Origin of the sequence: Ligilactobacillus equi DSM 15833 = JCM 10991, assembly GCF_001435735.1 — a bacterium.
GTDB classification, from domain to species: Bacteria; Bacillota; Bacilli; order Lactobacillales; family Lactobacillaceae; genus Ligilactobacillus; species Ligilactobacillus equi.
Genome location: NZ_AZFH01000102.1, coordinates 24,244 through 37,765 on the forward strand (window position 1 = coordinate 24,244; position 13,522 = coordinate 37,765).

Sequence of the window (13,522 nt, forward strand, 5' to 3'; positions counted from 1 at the left end):
ACCTAGTTTAAAACTTTATAAGCTGCCTTAATTTCCAGGTCAGCTACTTCTTGAAGGGCCACTTTAATCCTCTTTAATTGTTGCCGTGACATTTCATGAGTCACTAACATAATTCGTGCTCTTTGATCAGGTAATTCTGTTTGTGTTAATAAATTAAAAGAAGCTTGATTTTCGGTCATAATTTCCGTTAATTTGAGCATTTGTCCCGGACGATCTGCCACCTCTAAAGCGAGATAATATGGGTCTACGACTTGATCATCGGTCGCCTTTTGAATTGGAGTTTGATATTCATTAAAACGCGTTCCTGTAGTTCCCATATTGATATTCTTGCTAACAGTGATAATGTCACTCAAGACACTGTTAGCTGTTGGTAATTCCCCAGCACCAGGACCATAAAACATGGTTTCGCCCACAGCCGCTCCCGTAACAAAGACAGCATTATTTTCATTAGCAACATTAGCTAAAGGTTGGGTTTGTGGGACTAAAACTGGCGCTACCGTTACATCGATACTACCATCAATGAGCTTAGCCCGACCTAGAAGCTTAATTTGGTAACCTAGACGTTTGGCTTCCGCAATGTCGGCTGCATGTACCTTAGAAATCCCTTCAACGTAAATATCGGCTAGTTTAATATCCATCCCGAAGGCAAATTGCGTTAAAATCACCATCTTGTAGGCAGCATCAATTCCTTCAACATCATTAGTTGGGTCTGCTTCAGCAAAACCTCTTTCTTGGGCTTGAGCCAAGGCCGTAGCGTAGTCTAAACCATTTTGGTTCATTTGCGTCATGATGAAGTTAGTTGTTCCATTGACAATCCCCTTCACTTCAACAATTCTATCCGCCGCAAAGGAGTTGACAATCGTCCGTAAAATTGGAATCCCACCGGCCACACTAGCTTCGTAGAAAAGATCGCAACCTTTTTCACGAGCTAAAGCAACTAAACTAGGTCCGTGCAAGGCAATCAAATCCTTGTTTGCAGTCACCACATGCTTACCGGCCCTCAAAGCGGCTTCAATATAATCTTTGGCCTGGTCAATGGTTCCCATGACTTCTACCATCATTTGAATTTCAGAATCATTGATAATTTCAAAAGGATCATTTGAAACCTTGACCCCCGTCAAATCTACGGAGCGTTGCTTATTCAAATCATGGACAACAACTGTTTTAACTTCTAATTGACGACCAACAATGGAAGTAATTTTGCCAGCGTGTTCGGTCAGCATTCGGACAACTCCACTACCAACTGTACCTAGTCCGAGAATCCCAATCTTAATTTTTTCCACGAGAACCAACTCCTTCGTTTCTTTTTAAGCTAATTCTAACATATAACCTTTTCATTTTGAGATTTTTTTAAAAAAATTCTTATTTTTTACTGACTAAAAACGAATTTTTTGATATTCTAAAGCTAAAATTATCGGTTTTTATTTTTAAAGGAGGAAATTTTATGACTCTCTTATATCGTTCTACGCGCGACCCACAAGGTAAGACTTATACCGCTTCACAAGCAGTTTTACAAGGATTAAGTCCTGACGGCGGTCTCTTTGTCCCCACCGAAATTCCCAAACTTGATTTTGAATTAGCAGATTTAAGCAAATTCTCATATCAAGAACTGGCTCTACACATTTTACAAGCCTTCTTCACCGACTATACGACCGCAGAATTAGAGGCTTGTGTCACAGCTGCCTATAGTACTAACTTTACGGACCCAGCCATTACTCCTTTAAGCTATCAAGCAGGCAATGCCTACCTCGAACTCTTCCATGGGCCAACCATCGCCTTTAAAGACTTAGCCCTCCAGCTTTTACCACACTTGATGACCACTGCCGCCCAAAAAAATCAACACGACCAAGATATTGTGATTTTGACCGCCACTTCCGGTGATACGGGAAAAGCTGCCATGGCTGGCTTCGCTGATGTTGCAGGTACCAAGATTATCGTTTTTTATCCTCGCGATGGAGTTTCTAGCGTCCAAGAAAAGCAAATGTTGACCCAAACTGGCGAAAACACCTATGTAGTTGGAATTAATGGGAACTTCGACCACGCTCAAACCAAGGTCAAAGAACTCTTTAATAACCAAATTTTAGCGCAAGATCTCGCGGCTCATCATTTAGCCTTTTCTTCGGCTAACTCGATTAATATTGGGCGTCTCTTCCCCCAAATAATCTACTATTTCGCCGCTTACGGCCAACTTTTACGCGATGGTAAAATTACATTAGGTCAAAAAATTAATTTCTCAGTCCCAACCGGGAATTTCGGAGACATCTTAGCCGGGTATTTTGCTAAAAAACTTGGTTTACCAATCAAGAAACTCATTTGTGCTTCTAATAAAAACAAGGTCTTAACCGACTTCTTTAATAGTGGACGTTACGACCGCCAACGTCCTTTCTATGTGACAAGCTCACCTTCCATGGATATTTTGGTTTCTAGCAACCTCGAACGCCTACTCTTCTACATTACCGGAGAAGATGCAACCAAAACTGCAGCGCTCATGGACCAACTTAGCCAAGTTGGTCACTACCAATTAGATTCTGAAGTTTTCCAAAATCTAGGTGATTTTGCGGCTGGCTTTGCCGATGAAGTACAAACTGCAACGGAAATTAAACGAGTAGCCACTCTAGACGACTACATCCTTGATCCGCATACTGCAGTTGCTTCGGCGGTGGCCAAAAACTATCAAAAGGCAAGTGGCGATTTAAGCCCTATGGTGATTGTTTCCACCGCTAGTCCTTATAAATTCCCGCAAGCAGTACTTGAAGCCCTAGAAACGGATTCTCAGCACGCTGAAGGTCTCGAAGCAGTGACCGAGTTGCAAGCTAAGCTTCAAACCCCATTGCCACCAACCGTGGCTACTTTATTTGAAGCTCCTATTCGCCATCACCTCACTTGTGATCCACAGGACATGGAGGAAATGGTGCGCCAAATTTTAAAAGTTAACTAATCCAAACCCCAGCCCTTTCGCTCTGATTGCTGGGGTTTTCATATATGTTAAAGCGCAATAAAAAAAGACCTCACGGTCTTAAAAATATGGGACGATTCATGTAAAATTAAGAAAGATTAACCCAGTAATGGAAAGGAAATAATATGTGGATTATCCAAGAAAAAAGCCCCGCCGATTTGGAATTAAAGGTCTTACTCAAAGACCAATGGCGCTTACCCAAACGTTATATTTATGGTTTAAGTAAGCAACAAAATGTCCTGCTTGACGGACATTACCATCATCTGAAAACCTTGGTTCGCAAAGGCACAATGGTTTCACTGAAATTTACAGGCCAGGAGTTTCGCAGCTTACAGTACTACCTCCCAGATAGCAGCCAGCGGTTAGAAATTTTATTCGAGAATCGAGATTTAGTCGTAATTAACAAGCCAGCAGGAATTAAAAGCCACCCCAATCAAGCCCAAGAATTAGGTACCGTCATGAACTACCTCAGTGCCCAATTAGGACAAGCTTATATGGTCCATCGTTTAGATCAAGAAACCTCCGGAGCCATGCTAGTAGCTAAAAATCCGGTTGTTGTTCCAGTTTTAAACCAATTAATTGCCCAAGGAGCCATCAAACGACGCTACCTAGCCATCGTCCATGGTCACTTTACACAAACACAAGGATTTTTTGATCAACCGATTGGGCTTAACCCACAAAATCCTAACCTACGGGCTATCAACGGTCTCCAGGCTCAAAGCGCCCGGAGCTATTACCGCGTCCTTGACCAAAACACAGCTTATAGCCTGGTCTACCTCACTTTGGAAACCGGCCGCACCCACCAACTACGCGTCCATCTCCAAGCCAGCGGCCATCCGATTGTCGGTGACCCTCTCTATGGTCAAGACCAGGCTAAACACTTACTTTTACACGGCTTACAACAAAAACTAGTCTTACCTTTTAGTTTTACAACCGAAACTATTGTCGCCCCACCACCAGCCTACTTTACCACCTACTTTCCAAATTTGAACCAACTTAATTTAACTGAGCTTTTATATCAATCTGGGCATAAAGATTGATGAAAGCGGTTTTCAAATTTATAATAAGAAGTATCAAGATATAAGCGAGGTTTTTATATGACTTTAGAAGTAATGCCGGATGCGGCTTTATGGTTCAAAAAAGAATTCGGCTTCACTAACGGGGGTAACATCCGCATCTATCCCAAAATTTATGGAGGAATTCCCACAATTTTCCCTAATTACTATCTTGGTATCAAAAGTCAACCTGTCACTGAAGACGGGGTCGTAGTTGAAACCGCAGTGGGAGTGAGTTTCCAAATTTTAGAAAATGATACCTGGATTTTAAATGATTTTGATTTACGCCTAGAACTAGAAAATAATGACATCAAATACCACTTTATCCCTCATGAAGGAGTTAGCCTTGATGCCGTCTCTGGTGCCAGCGCTCACTAAAGAGACCTAATTTTTTAGGTCTCTTTTTTCTAATTTCCTCTTGTTTTTAAGGACAATTTTGCTTATGCTTGACTTGAAATTAGTTCGGGGAGGAATTTATTATGCACAATCATCAACACGATATCAAACTCAGTAAGCAACGCTTTACTCTCGTAACTCTGCTTAATCTTGCCATTACGCTAGCTGAAATTATCGGAGGCCTCTTATCAGGAAGTTTGGCCCTACTTTCCGATGCCTTCCATAACTTTGGAGACAGCTTTGCCATTATTTTGAGTTACAGCGCCCAACTTATTGCTGGACAAAAGCGTTCACCTTCCCAAACTTACGGCTATAAGCGAGCCGAAATTCTCGCTGCTTTACTCAACTCTCTCTTCTTAGTCGTTATGTCAGTCTTTTTAAGCTTTGCAGCTCTCAAACGATTAGGTCATCCCGAAACCATTGACGGTCCTGTAATGCTGACTGTAGCCATTATCGGACTGCTGGCCAATCTGATTTCTGCCTTGCTTTTGGCCAGTTCCAGCAAACACAATCTAAATATCAAAGCCACCTATCTCCACATCTTGAGTGATGCCCTCTCCTCCCTCGCTGTGATTGGTGTCGGTTTAGTCCTCACTTTTATCCCAGCTGACTGGATTGATCCCTTATTAACCATTTTGGTCTCTGGCTACATCATCTGGGAAGCATGGCCTATCATTAAAAAGACCCTCATAATTCTAATGGAGGCCGCCCCGGACTTAGATTATGCGGCCATTAAGGCTGATATCCTCCAAATCCCCAATGTAACTTCTATTCATCATATTCACGCTTGGATGATTGACGAGCACGACATCATCTTTTCGGCCCATATTAACTTAAGTAACTGCCAACTCAGTCAGGCCGAAGTTATTTACAGTCAAATCGAAAGACTTTTGCAAACCAAATACCACATCAGTCACACCACTATTCAAGCGGAATACCAGCGTGGTTTAAATGAAGACCTTTTTGATAGTAAGAATCCTTATTAACAGCTCTAAAAGGCTGTTTTTTTGTGCTAGACAAGTTTTAACACACTAAAAAACACCGAAGTTCAGGGAAAACTTCGGTGTCTGTGATTAGGATTCAGGGAAAATCACTAATCAAATGCCTAGCCTAGGGGTGCTAGGACTTTATATACTTCTTTTAGGGGAAAAAGTATTATGAAAAAAGTTTCTTTTGTTAAGGTATGTGTATATACTACAAACTAATTGTGAATTTTATATGAATTAATTGTGAATTTTTTGTGAATTCATCTAAAAAACGTTTCCATTTCAAAAAAGGTTACTTTATTAGGGGAAAATCTAGGCTTCTTTCCATAAAAAAAGAAACTTTCAGCAAAAAATTTCTGAAAGTTTCATACTTGTCTAGTCGCAATGTCGCCATTTAGTGTCAGTGAGCACCCGAGCAATAGCTAAGCCTAACGGCAAAGCCAAAACAATCAACAACGCTTGCGTTAACCAATAAGAACCAACGCCAATGGAAGTCAACCCGATATTATAAATAGCTCGGTAAAGATAGAGACCTGGTACCATAATTACAATTGCCGGAACCGTTAAGGCAATCCGCGGATAACCGTACTTACTTTGTAACCGGAAAGATAAAAATCCTGCTACTAAAGCTCCTAAAAAGGCCGCAAAAGCCGGAGGAACACTAGTGAAATCTACCAATTCTAAACGCAAGGTGTTGGCCACAGCCCCTACCAAACCAGCCGTTAAAGCTACGCGTTTAGTAGAATTAAAGAGAACTGAGAAACCATAGACCCCACAAAAACTCGCCACTAAACGCAGAAGCAATAAGGAAATAGCATCAAGATTTTGGGCAGCAAAATTTTGAGGCTTGAAATTTAACAACAAGGCCACCAACCAACCTGTAACCGTCGCAACTATAATGATAGTTAGCGCATGAACTAATCTTTCAAGCCCGGAACGCATATCGGATTTAAAAATATCCAAACCACTCGTAATGAAAGGAAATCCCGGAATTACAAAGAGCATGGAACCAATGTAGCCCGCTTCTCGTTTCAAATGTAAATTGAAAAAATATTGAATAGCTTCAAAAGAAATAAAATACATAAAACAAGCAAAAGAAACTGCCGCAATCAAGGATACTAACAACGTCAATTTCCGCCCGCTAAGTTTTTTGCGTAACCATTGCCCAAATCCCGCCCCAATGAAAGCACAAATAATATCAAACAGTCCTCCACCCAGTAAAAAGGTAAAGGCACCACAAGCTAAAGCGGAGGCTAGCCCAGATTGAACGGATGTATAATTACCAGGCTTGGCATTAATTTTATCTAAATCATGGGTAATTTTTTCAAGGCTCCATGAAGCACCCTTGACCTCAAACTTTTTAACATAGCGTTCTAAAACTTCGAGCTTATCTGTATTCACCCCGGTTGAAGGTAGGGAAAGCGTCTGACTAAAACTGTGTTCCCCCTCTACGCAAGTGTAGGAAATAGATAATAGACCGATATCCGCTGAACATGTTACGCCTAGAACCCGCGCAATCGTGTCCATAGAATCACGCACACGCCAAGCCCCAGTCCCACAAGATAGCATCATCAAACCAATCCGCCCAATAATTCCGGCCCGTTTTTTTAACGAAGTGTAATCCGCCGGCACTTTAGCATCATCACCGATGTATTCTTGCCAAGCAATGGACATATGGTGGTGTTGGGTGTTAGGTCCTAAATTATGTTGATTTTCTGTCTCACTTTTTTCCATTTTGCTCCACCTCTAATAGAAACTCATTTCGAAGCCTGCTTGCCAACTACTATTCCCAGTTAACTTATTGATGGCAAACTTATGACTCAATGCCTGATCACTTGTAATGGTGTCGGCTAATCCCCACCAAGGTTCAAGACAGACAAATGGTGCTTGGGTTGGATATGGTGACCAGATTCCTACAAAAGGTGTTTCCTGCAGTTTAAGAGCCACTCCATGACCTGAGGGACCTTCTAAACTTAAAGTTACTTCTTGACCCTGTAAATTCAAAATTAAAGCATCTTGGTCAAATAAATTATGATTTAAACCTAGAGCTTGCTTTAAATCTAAAGTTGTCTGGTTTTCAGGATCACTATAAGGGCCTCGTAACTTAATTTGAGCGTATTCCTGCGCAGGATCAACCTTGAACATGGTGGTTTCAAAATTATCTTGCGCCGTTAAAGGTATGTTAAAGGCAGGATGTGCTCCCAAGGCAAATAGCATGTCTGTTGTGGCCGGATTGTCAACTTGGTAACCCACTAAAATCGTGGCCCCCTTCAACTCATAACTAAGACGTAACCTAAAATCAAAGGGATAAATTTGGTGACTTTGGTCCGAACTGGTTAAAGTAAAAAGCGCTTTCGTTTCACTTTGAGCAGTCACTTCAAACTCTTGATCCCGAGCAAAACCATGTTGCCCTTGGTGATAGCTATGGCCTTGGTAAGTGTAGGTATCATCTTTGAGACGCCCCACAAACGGAAATAATACCGGCGCATGGCGCCCCCAATATTTCGCATCGGCTTGCCAGAGATATTCTATTTGATTATTCTGGCCTTTAATCGAGGTTAACTCTGCCCCATGTGTTGAAATTTGAACAGTCAAGTCCGCATTATGTAAGGTTACTAACATTTTCTCTCTCCTATCATACAACCTAATTCTCCTAAAATTATACGCCTATTTAAGAAAAGCAAAAAGTCAAAAATTAAAAACAAAAAGCCAGGACTGCTCCTGACTTAGTTTCGTTTCCTTACTTGTAATCATCTTCACGGTTCTTCACGCGTACCGGTGCGGGCTTGAATACAGGTTGAATCACCCATAAGAGTCCAGCAATTGTTAAAGTGTAAATCAATGCTTCTGCCATAAAATCAGCCCTTTCTCATTTGTTAGTCTTATCCTATCAAAAAAATTACCTTAAAGCAATTAAATTTCCTTTAAAATCCTTATGAAATCAAGATTGTTTTCGGTTGCAAAACTTACCATTGACTTTCAAGGAGTAACTTTATTTTAGAAAATAATTGTGACTTTTTTGCAAAGAAATTGCGCTATTTTCTTAGTTTTTACAAAAATAACTTATGTTCCGTTTTTCCTGTAAGCTTCATTGTCTTTTCTAAAACACCACGCACCATATAGCGAGTCTTCCCACCTTCAGCGCAAGTAATCAAGGTTAAAAGCTTTTGGTCGGGAACGTCGTCTAAGTAATTAACTTCATACTTAGTGATAATCTTTTTTTCGGTAATCTTATAGATGTAAACCTTTTTACCATCGGTTAAGTAAACCTTCATTCCCGGCTTGGCATTTTCCAGTTGACCAAATAAAACATTAATATCGTCCATATGGTGACCAGCTAAGGAATAATTTCCTTCGCCCATTTGTTCGCCCGCCTTCATAGTTCCAGCGCCTTTGGCCAAACCATAATTGCTTAAACCTTCATAAATTGGAAGTTTAATTTTCAAATCCGGGATAGCAATTTTACCAATTACGGCCGCATCATCAGATAAACTCTTCACCGTAGTTTGGTTGTCTAAAGATTTAACATTTTCAAAATCAAAATCTGCTTGACTACTATGTTTGCTACCTTCGATTTTTTTACTTAATTCTGTTTTCTGACTATGATTAATCAAAGCATAGGTAATCTGCTTGTTAAAAATCAAATAGAGTCCCGCCACCAATAAGATAGTTGCGACGACAATTCTTAAAATATTCAGTCCCTTTTTCACTAAGCTTCCTCTTTTCTTTAGTATATTTTTAGTATAGATTACTTTTGGGAAGCAAACAAGGTCAACGCATCTTTAAAAAGTCATCCCGCTTAGCCATAATAATTTGTTCTACAATTGTCAGATTTAGCGGTTGACCAAACTTAGGTTTTTCTAAAAGATAATCAAAGTCCGCCGAATCAACCCCAACATTGATATTTTCCTTAGTATGAACCGAATAATGATGAATATGACCATGCAAATTAATAATATTAGGTACAATTCCGAGCATCATTGGATAATGTGTCAAATAGTATTGCCGGTGGTTATACTTGATTAAGGCTCCCACATCTTCAAAACGAAACTTATCGCGACCATTTACCTGATAATTGTGCTTAGCCAAATACTTAAAGAGCGCACGGTTATCATGATTTCCTTTAATTAAGACAAGATTACCATTTAAACGTTGCAAAAGTTCGTAAATATCTTGATGGGACTGACTTTCAGGCCGCACAAAATGCACCGCGATGTCGCCTAAATGATAAACCGTATCTTCCGGAGCAACGACTTCGTTCCAATGCGCAATAATTTTCTCATTCATATCATAGGCATTGAGAAATGGTCGGTCGGCAAAATTCGTCCGCCCCAATAAGTGTTGGTCAAAAAAGTGGGTATCTGAAGTTACATAAATCATTAAAAATCTCCTTAATTAACTTGAAATTTCTGGCAATTGGTTTTACAGTAAGACTATCCTCAAAGAAAGGACGTTTATTATGACTAAGTACACCGTTGAATTAAGCAAGGAAGACTTGGAATTAATCCGGGATTGCCACTTAAAAAATCCTAGCATCATCAAAGCTTTAGATGCCGCTAAGGAACAAGCTGCTAAATAAGCACTAACCGCCCGCTTAGGACGGTTTTTTTATTGCTAAAGCCACCTCTAATTGCCTTAGTAAAGCCGACACATCCGTTGACTGCTCCGGATTAGCCTGACGGATTTGGTCTTGATTTAAGTCTACAGGGCTTAAGTCGTGAAATTTAATCAAAGCCCCTGCCTTCGTCTTAATTAATAAACAAGGTACTGCAAAACTAATCGCATCATACTTCCAATCCCCATCACGGACATACTTCGGCGCTTGACCATAATAACCATCGAAGAAGTAACTTTTTTCTTTTTCGAAAATATAGTTTTGCGTGGAAAAAATACTATGCTTCAATTTTTGCCAAAAACTCGCTTCTGGATCACCAACATAGGTCGAAGAAATTACCTTTTCTTCCAGCCCATAAACAACATATTCCTGGATAAGCTTATACTCCGCAATTTCTTCAAGAATAATTTCTTTCCCTGCTAACATTAATGCTGTCATCAATTCAACTCCTTCGCTTGCCAGATATTAGCACTAGTAAAAACTCTAACTTCTTTAGTTTGCATCAATTCCGGCGTTAGGCGCAAACTACTAACCTGAGCTTGGTCAGCAGCTTGATAGTAATAAGTCAGGTCTTGTGCAGAAGTCGCTGCCCGGTAAACAGTGTAAGTAGGCCGATGAGCCATACTTTTCGGAACTGTAACTGTATCCAATACCCCAAATGTTAAAGATAATGCCTGACTTTCATTTGTAGGTTGATCTGCTAATTCTTTGACATAGGCTGCTCGTACAAATCGTTGACTGGGAGAAAAGCCACCTAGCGGTGATTTTTTTCCTCCAAGTTTACCAGTCGTCACATGGAAAGTCCCGGGCTTAATGTGGCCCGTCTTAAAGTCGTCACTAAATTCCATATAATCTTCCAATTTGGCCAACTGCCGTTCAAAGTTAGGCATATTGGTCACAATTCCCATAGGATTATCAATCACCTTGAGCGGGTTTGTACTTGGTTCGATTACCACGGTCCGCCCCGTCAAATCCGTTAAACTAAAGTGGAGTTCAGCTCCCCCATTTTTATGGTTGCTATTTGCATTACTCATTAGTTCAATTTGACTTAAATGAGCTTCAATTTCCGCAATTGAGGCAAAATTACCTAGGACATAGTGGACAAATTCAAAGGCTTCTAATTGGACCTTACGGGCATCTTTTTCATCTACCAAGTTTGCACCGTTAGTAAAAGTTAATTTTTGCGCCATGAGGCCACATTCATTGACCCCATCACTAATATCGACGTAATCTTGGTCCTGAAAACCACCCCCTACTAGGGCATATTTATTCTGATATTGTCGACCATCAAACTTCGAATGCCATTGAAAACCGGCGGGCACATATATTGGCAAGACATATAAGTCATCCCAATCCATGGTCCGCCCAAGTACTTGATAACCATTTTTAGCTGTAATACTCACACTAGTACACATGCCATCGCCTCCCAATCTTTTTCTTTTATGATAAGCGCTTACCTCGAAAGTTACAAGTTTCTTGCGCAAAAAAGCCCCCTCCTGGGAGCTGCGTAAATTATTCTTCCATTTCAAAATTCTGATTACCAGTTTTGGCCTTAATAAAGTGAGCCACTAATCCTAAAAAGTAACCACAAATTCCAAAGGTGAACCAACCAAAACCTAGATTGAAGAAGGGGAAATATTGTCCCGCAAAAGCTGTCAGCGTCTTGGCTAAGGTAGTTTGACTAATCACCGCTGGACTAGCGTTAAGCATATCAAAAATAGCGGGAATAAAAGCAAAGAAAACTGTTAATCTGTAAGTTGTAGCATCATTTTGAAATAAAGGTGAAGTTATACCTAAGAAAATCAAGGCAATGGCAATAGGGTACAAAAACATTAAAACTGGAGTTGACCAAGCAATGATTTGGTTTAAACCAAGGTTAGCAAAAACAAAGGAAATCCCACAGTTAACAGTTAAGAAAATCTTATAAGAAATTTACGGGAAACGTTTGTGAAAATCTTGAGCAAAGGCGATTACCAACCCCATAGCCGTTGACATACAAGTAATGGTTGAAAGGGTCGCTAATAAAGCTTCTCCGATAGGTCCCATGTAGAAGTTAGCAATTTGGGCGAAGGCCGTCCCCCCATTTTCAGATAAAGCAAAGTGATGTAAACTCGTAGCCCCTAGGAAAATCGAAATTAAGTAGATGATGGCAATCCCAGCCATCCCAACCACTCCGGCCTTAGCCATGGAAATTGAAGTCTCTTTAGCACTCTTAATTCCCCAGGACTTAATAGCTGTTACCACCGTAATCCCGAACGCCAAGGCCGCTAAAGCATCCATGGTGTTATAACCTTCTAAGAAACCATTAGTGAAAGAAGCAGTCAAGTAAGCTTCACTAGCCTTAGTAGTATCTGCAGATCCCATTGGCTTAATAAAAGCAAATAAGAAAATCACGAATAATAAAATCAAGAAGATAGGATTCAATAATTTCCCAATTCTTTCAGTGATTTTTCCTTCCTTAAGGGACATAAAGTAGACAATCCCAAAGAAAATTCCGGAATAAATCAACAAGGCTAGACCTTGCATACTGGGCGCGAAGTGGCTAGCGAACATAGAGAAAGGCACAGTTGCCGTTCTTGGGGTAGCGAAAAATGGCCCTAAAGTGGCGTGTACTAAGATTAAGAAAGTTAAAGCTAGGCCCTTCCCTAAAGGTCGTGCTAAGTCAAAGATTCCTTCGGCCCGCGTAATCGCTAAGGCTAAGAGGGCACCTAATGGGAGCAAAATCCCAGAAAATAAGAAGCCGAGTGCGGCACTAAACCAGTGCACACCTGCTAATTGCCCCAAGTGTACTGGGAAAATCAGGTTCCCAGCCCCGAAGAACATTCCAAAAATCAATGAGGACAACATCAAATAGTGTTTAAAATTTAGTTTACTTGTTTTCATATTTTTTCTCCTTCTTCTCTTACCGCTTGAATTAGGAGATTAGCGCTAATCCCGATTAACAAAAAAGTCCTCGCTGGATTTCTCCAGCAAGGACGCAGATGCGTGTTACCACCTTGTTTTACTTGCCTGTCGCCAAGCAAGCCTTACCCCGTACTGCCTATTTGGCAAGACGTTGTCGCGATAAAGGGCGAACCCTTTCGAAACTTCGCATCTGCGTCGCATCGACCACTCAGAGATTACCTTCATTCTGCTACCACTTATCTCTTCTCATCCACCGAGACTTTCTGTCAAGCTTTCCCAGAACTACTCTTCTCATCCATGTGTTTTTGTTTTTCTAAGATGTTCTTAATATAAATCACATTTTAATTAAAGTCAACATATTTTTTTAATCAATATATCATAAATTCTAGAAATTCCCCTAGACAAGGACATCTTTTTCAATTAAACTAAAAACAAGTATTATTAGTTTTTGTGTTCAGCACTTATTGAACGTTTTATTTTTATGGGGAAAAGCGGTGATCCAGTTAGCGTGGCACACCGCTTTTGCATGTGAATGAACTCGGTACTGAAGTACTGAGCTTCTAGCACTGGCAGTCAGATACTGCCATGATACTAAAAGACGTTTAGGCAA

11 protein-coding genes and 1 pseudogene are annotated in these 13,522 nt (G+C 40.5%); 4 read left to right on the forward strand and 8 right to left on the reverse strand.

The window, feature by feature from the left end; translation table 11 throughout:
- Positions 1 to 2: 2 nt before the first annotated feature.
- Entirely contained in the window at positions 3 to 1,283 is a 1,281-nt protein-coding gene (locus FC36_RS07025) for a homoserine dehydrogenase (protein WP_025020691.1), read from the reverse strand.
- A 161-nt stretch (positions 1,284 to 1,444) separates the two neighbouring features.
- On the opposite strand from FC36_RS07025, the gene thrC reads away from it, so the two are divergent.
- The 4 genes from thrC (at position 1,445) to FC36_RS07045 (ending at position 5,393) form a co-directional block, all read left to right on the forward strand.
- Positions 1,445 to 2,938: a threonine synthase gene (gene thrC, locus FC36_RS07030; RefSeq protein WP_025020692.1), complete on the forward strand. Its 1,494-nt coding sequence runs from the start codon at positions 1,445 to 1,447 to the stop codon at positions 2,936 to 2,938.
- 143 nt (positions 2,939 to 3,081) lie between these two features.
- Positions 3,082 to 3,996, forward strand: a complete 915-nt coding sequence (locus FC36_RS07035) for an RluA family pseudouridine synthase (protein ID WP_023859396.1) — start codon at positions 3,082 to 3,084, stop codon at positions 3,994 to 3,996.
- A gap of 57 nt (positions 3,997 to 4,053) precedes the next feature.
- Positions 4,054 to 4,389: a hypothetical protein gene (locus FC36_RS07040; RefSeq protein ID WP_023859395.1), complete on the forward strand. Its 336-nt coding sequence runs from the start codon at positions 4,054 to 4,056 to the stop codon at positions 4,387 to 4,389.
- Positions 4,390 to 4,490: 101 nt separating this feature from the next.
- On the forward strand, positions 4,491 to 5,393 hold the full coding sequence (locus FC36_RS07045; RefSeq protein WP_056986800.1) for a cation diffusion facilitator family transporter: 903 nt from the start codon (positions 4,491 to 4,493) through the stop codon (positions 5,391 to 5,393).
- A gap of 375 nt (positions 5,394 to 5,768) precedes the next feature.
- Here FC36_RS07045 and FC36_RS11900 read toward each other — a convergent pair whose 3' ends face one another.
- The 7 genes and pseudogenes from FC36_RS11900 to brnQ all read right to left on the reverse strand — a co-directional run bounded on the left by FC36_RS11900 (position 5,769) and on the right by brnQ (position 12,891).
- Entirely contained in the window at positions 5,769 to 7,127 is a 1,359-nt protein-coding gene (locus FC36_RS11900) for a threonine/serine exporter family protein (RefSeq protein WP_056986801.1), read from the reverse strand.
- A gap of 12 nt (positions 7,128 to 7,139) precedes the next feature.
- Positions 7,140 to 8,015, reverse strand: a complete 876-nt coding sequence (locus tag FC36_RS11905; RefSeq protein ID WP_023859392.1) for an aldose 1-epimerase family protein — start codon at positions 8,013 to 8,015, stop codon at positions 7,140 to 7,142.
- A gap of 428 nt (positions 8,016 to 8,443) precedes the next feature.
- Positions 8,444 to 9,103 (reverse strand): class A sortase, encoded by a 660-nt coding sequence (locus FC36_RS07060; RefSeq protein WP_025020693.1) that lies wholly within the window; start codon positions 9,101 to 9,103, stop codon positions 8,444 to 8,446.
- Positions 9,104 to 9,164: 61 nt separating this feature from the next.
- Entirely contained in the window at positions 9,165 to 9,773 is a 609-nt protein-coding gene (locus FC36_RS07065) for a metallophosphoesterase family protein (protein ID WP_025020694.1), read from the reverse strand.
- A gap of 214 nt (positions 9,774 to 9,987) precedes the next feature.
- A complete protein-coding gene (locus FC36_RS07070; protein WP_025020695.1) occupies positions 9,988 to 10,446 on the reverse strand; it encodes a hypothetical protein in 459 nt (152 codons plus the stop codon).
- On the reverse strand, positions 10,446 to 11,492 hold the full coding sequence (locus tag FC36_RS07075; protein WP_235805811.1) for a choloylglycine hydrolase family protein: 1,047 nt from the start codon (positions 11,490 to 11,492) through the stop codon (positions 10,446 to 10,448). The genes FC36_RS07070 and FC36_RS07075 overlap by 1 nt, the downstream gene beginning before the upstream one ends.
- Before the next feature lie 28 nt (positions 11,493 to 11,520).
- Positions 11,521 to 12,891 (reverse strand): annotated as a pseudogene (brnQ, locus tag FC36_RS07080) (branched-chain amino acid transport system II carrier protein).
- Positions 12,892 to 13,522: the final 631 nt, after the last annotated feature.

Excerpts from the sequence above, each read along its gene's own strand:
- thrC (WP_025020692.1), top strand. The coding sequence starts at position 1,445 with ATGACTCTCTTATATCGTTCTACGCGCGACCCACAAGGTAAGACTTAT.
- FC36_RS07070 (WP_025020695.1), bottom strand. The coding sequence starts at position 10,446 with ATGACAGCATTAATGTTAGCAGGGAAAGAAATTATTCTTGAAGAAATT.
- FC36_RS07035 (WP_023859396.1), top strand. The coding sequence starts at position 3,082 with ATGTGGATTATCCAAGAAAAAAGCCCCGCCGATTTGGAATTAAAGGTC.
- FC36_RS07045 (WP_056986800.1), top strand. The coding sequence starts at position 4,491 with ATGCACAATCATCAACACGATATCAAACTCAGTAAGCAACGCTTTACT.
- FC36_RS11900 (WP_056986801.1), bottom strand. The coding sequence starts at position 7,127 with ATGGAAAAAAGTGAGACAGAAAATCAACATAATTTAGGACCTAACACC.
- FC36_RS07065 (WP_025020694.1), bottom strand. The coding sequence starts at position 9,773 with ATGATTTATGTAACTTCAGATACCCACTTTTTTGACCAACACTTATTG.
- FC36_RS07040 (WP_023859395.1), top strand. The coding sequence starts at position 4,054 with ATGACTTTAGAAGTAATGCCGGATGCGGCTTTATGGTTCAAAAAAGAA.
- FC36_RS11905 (WP_023859392.1), bottom strand. The coding sequence starts at position 8,015 with ATGTTAGTAACCTTACATAATGCGGACTTGACTGTTCAAATTTCAACA.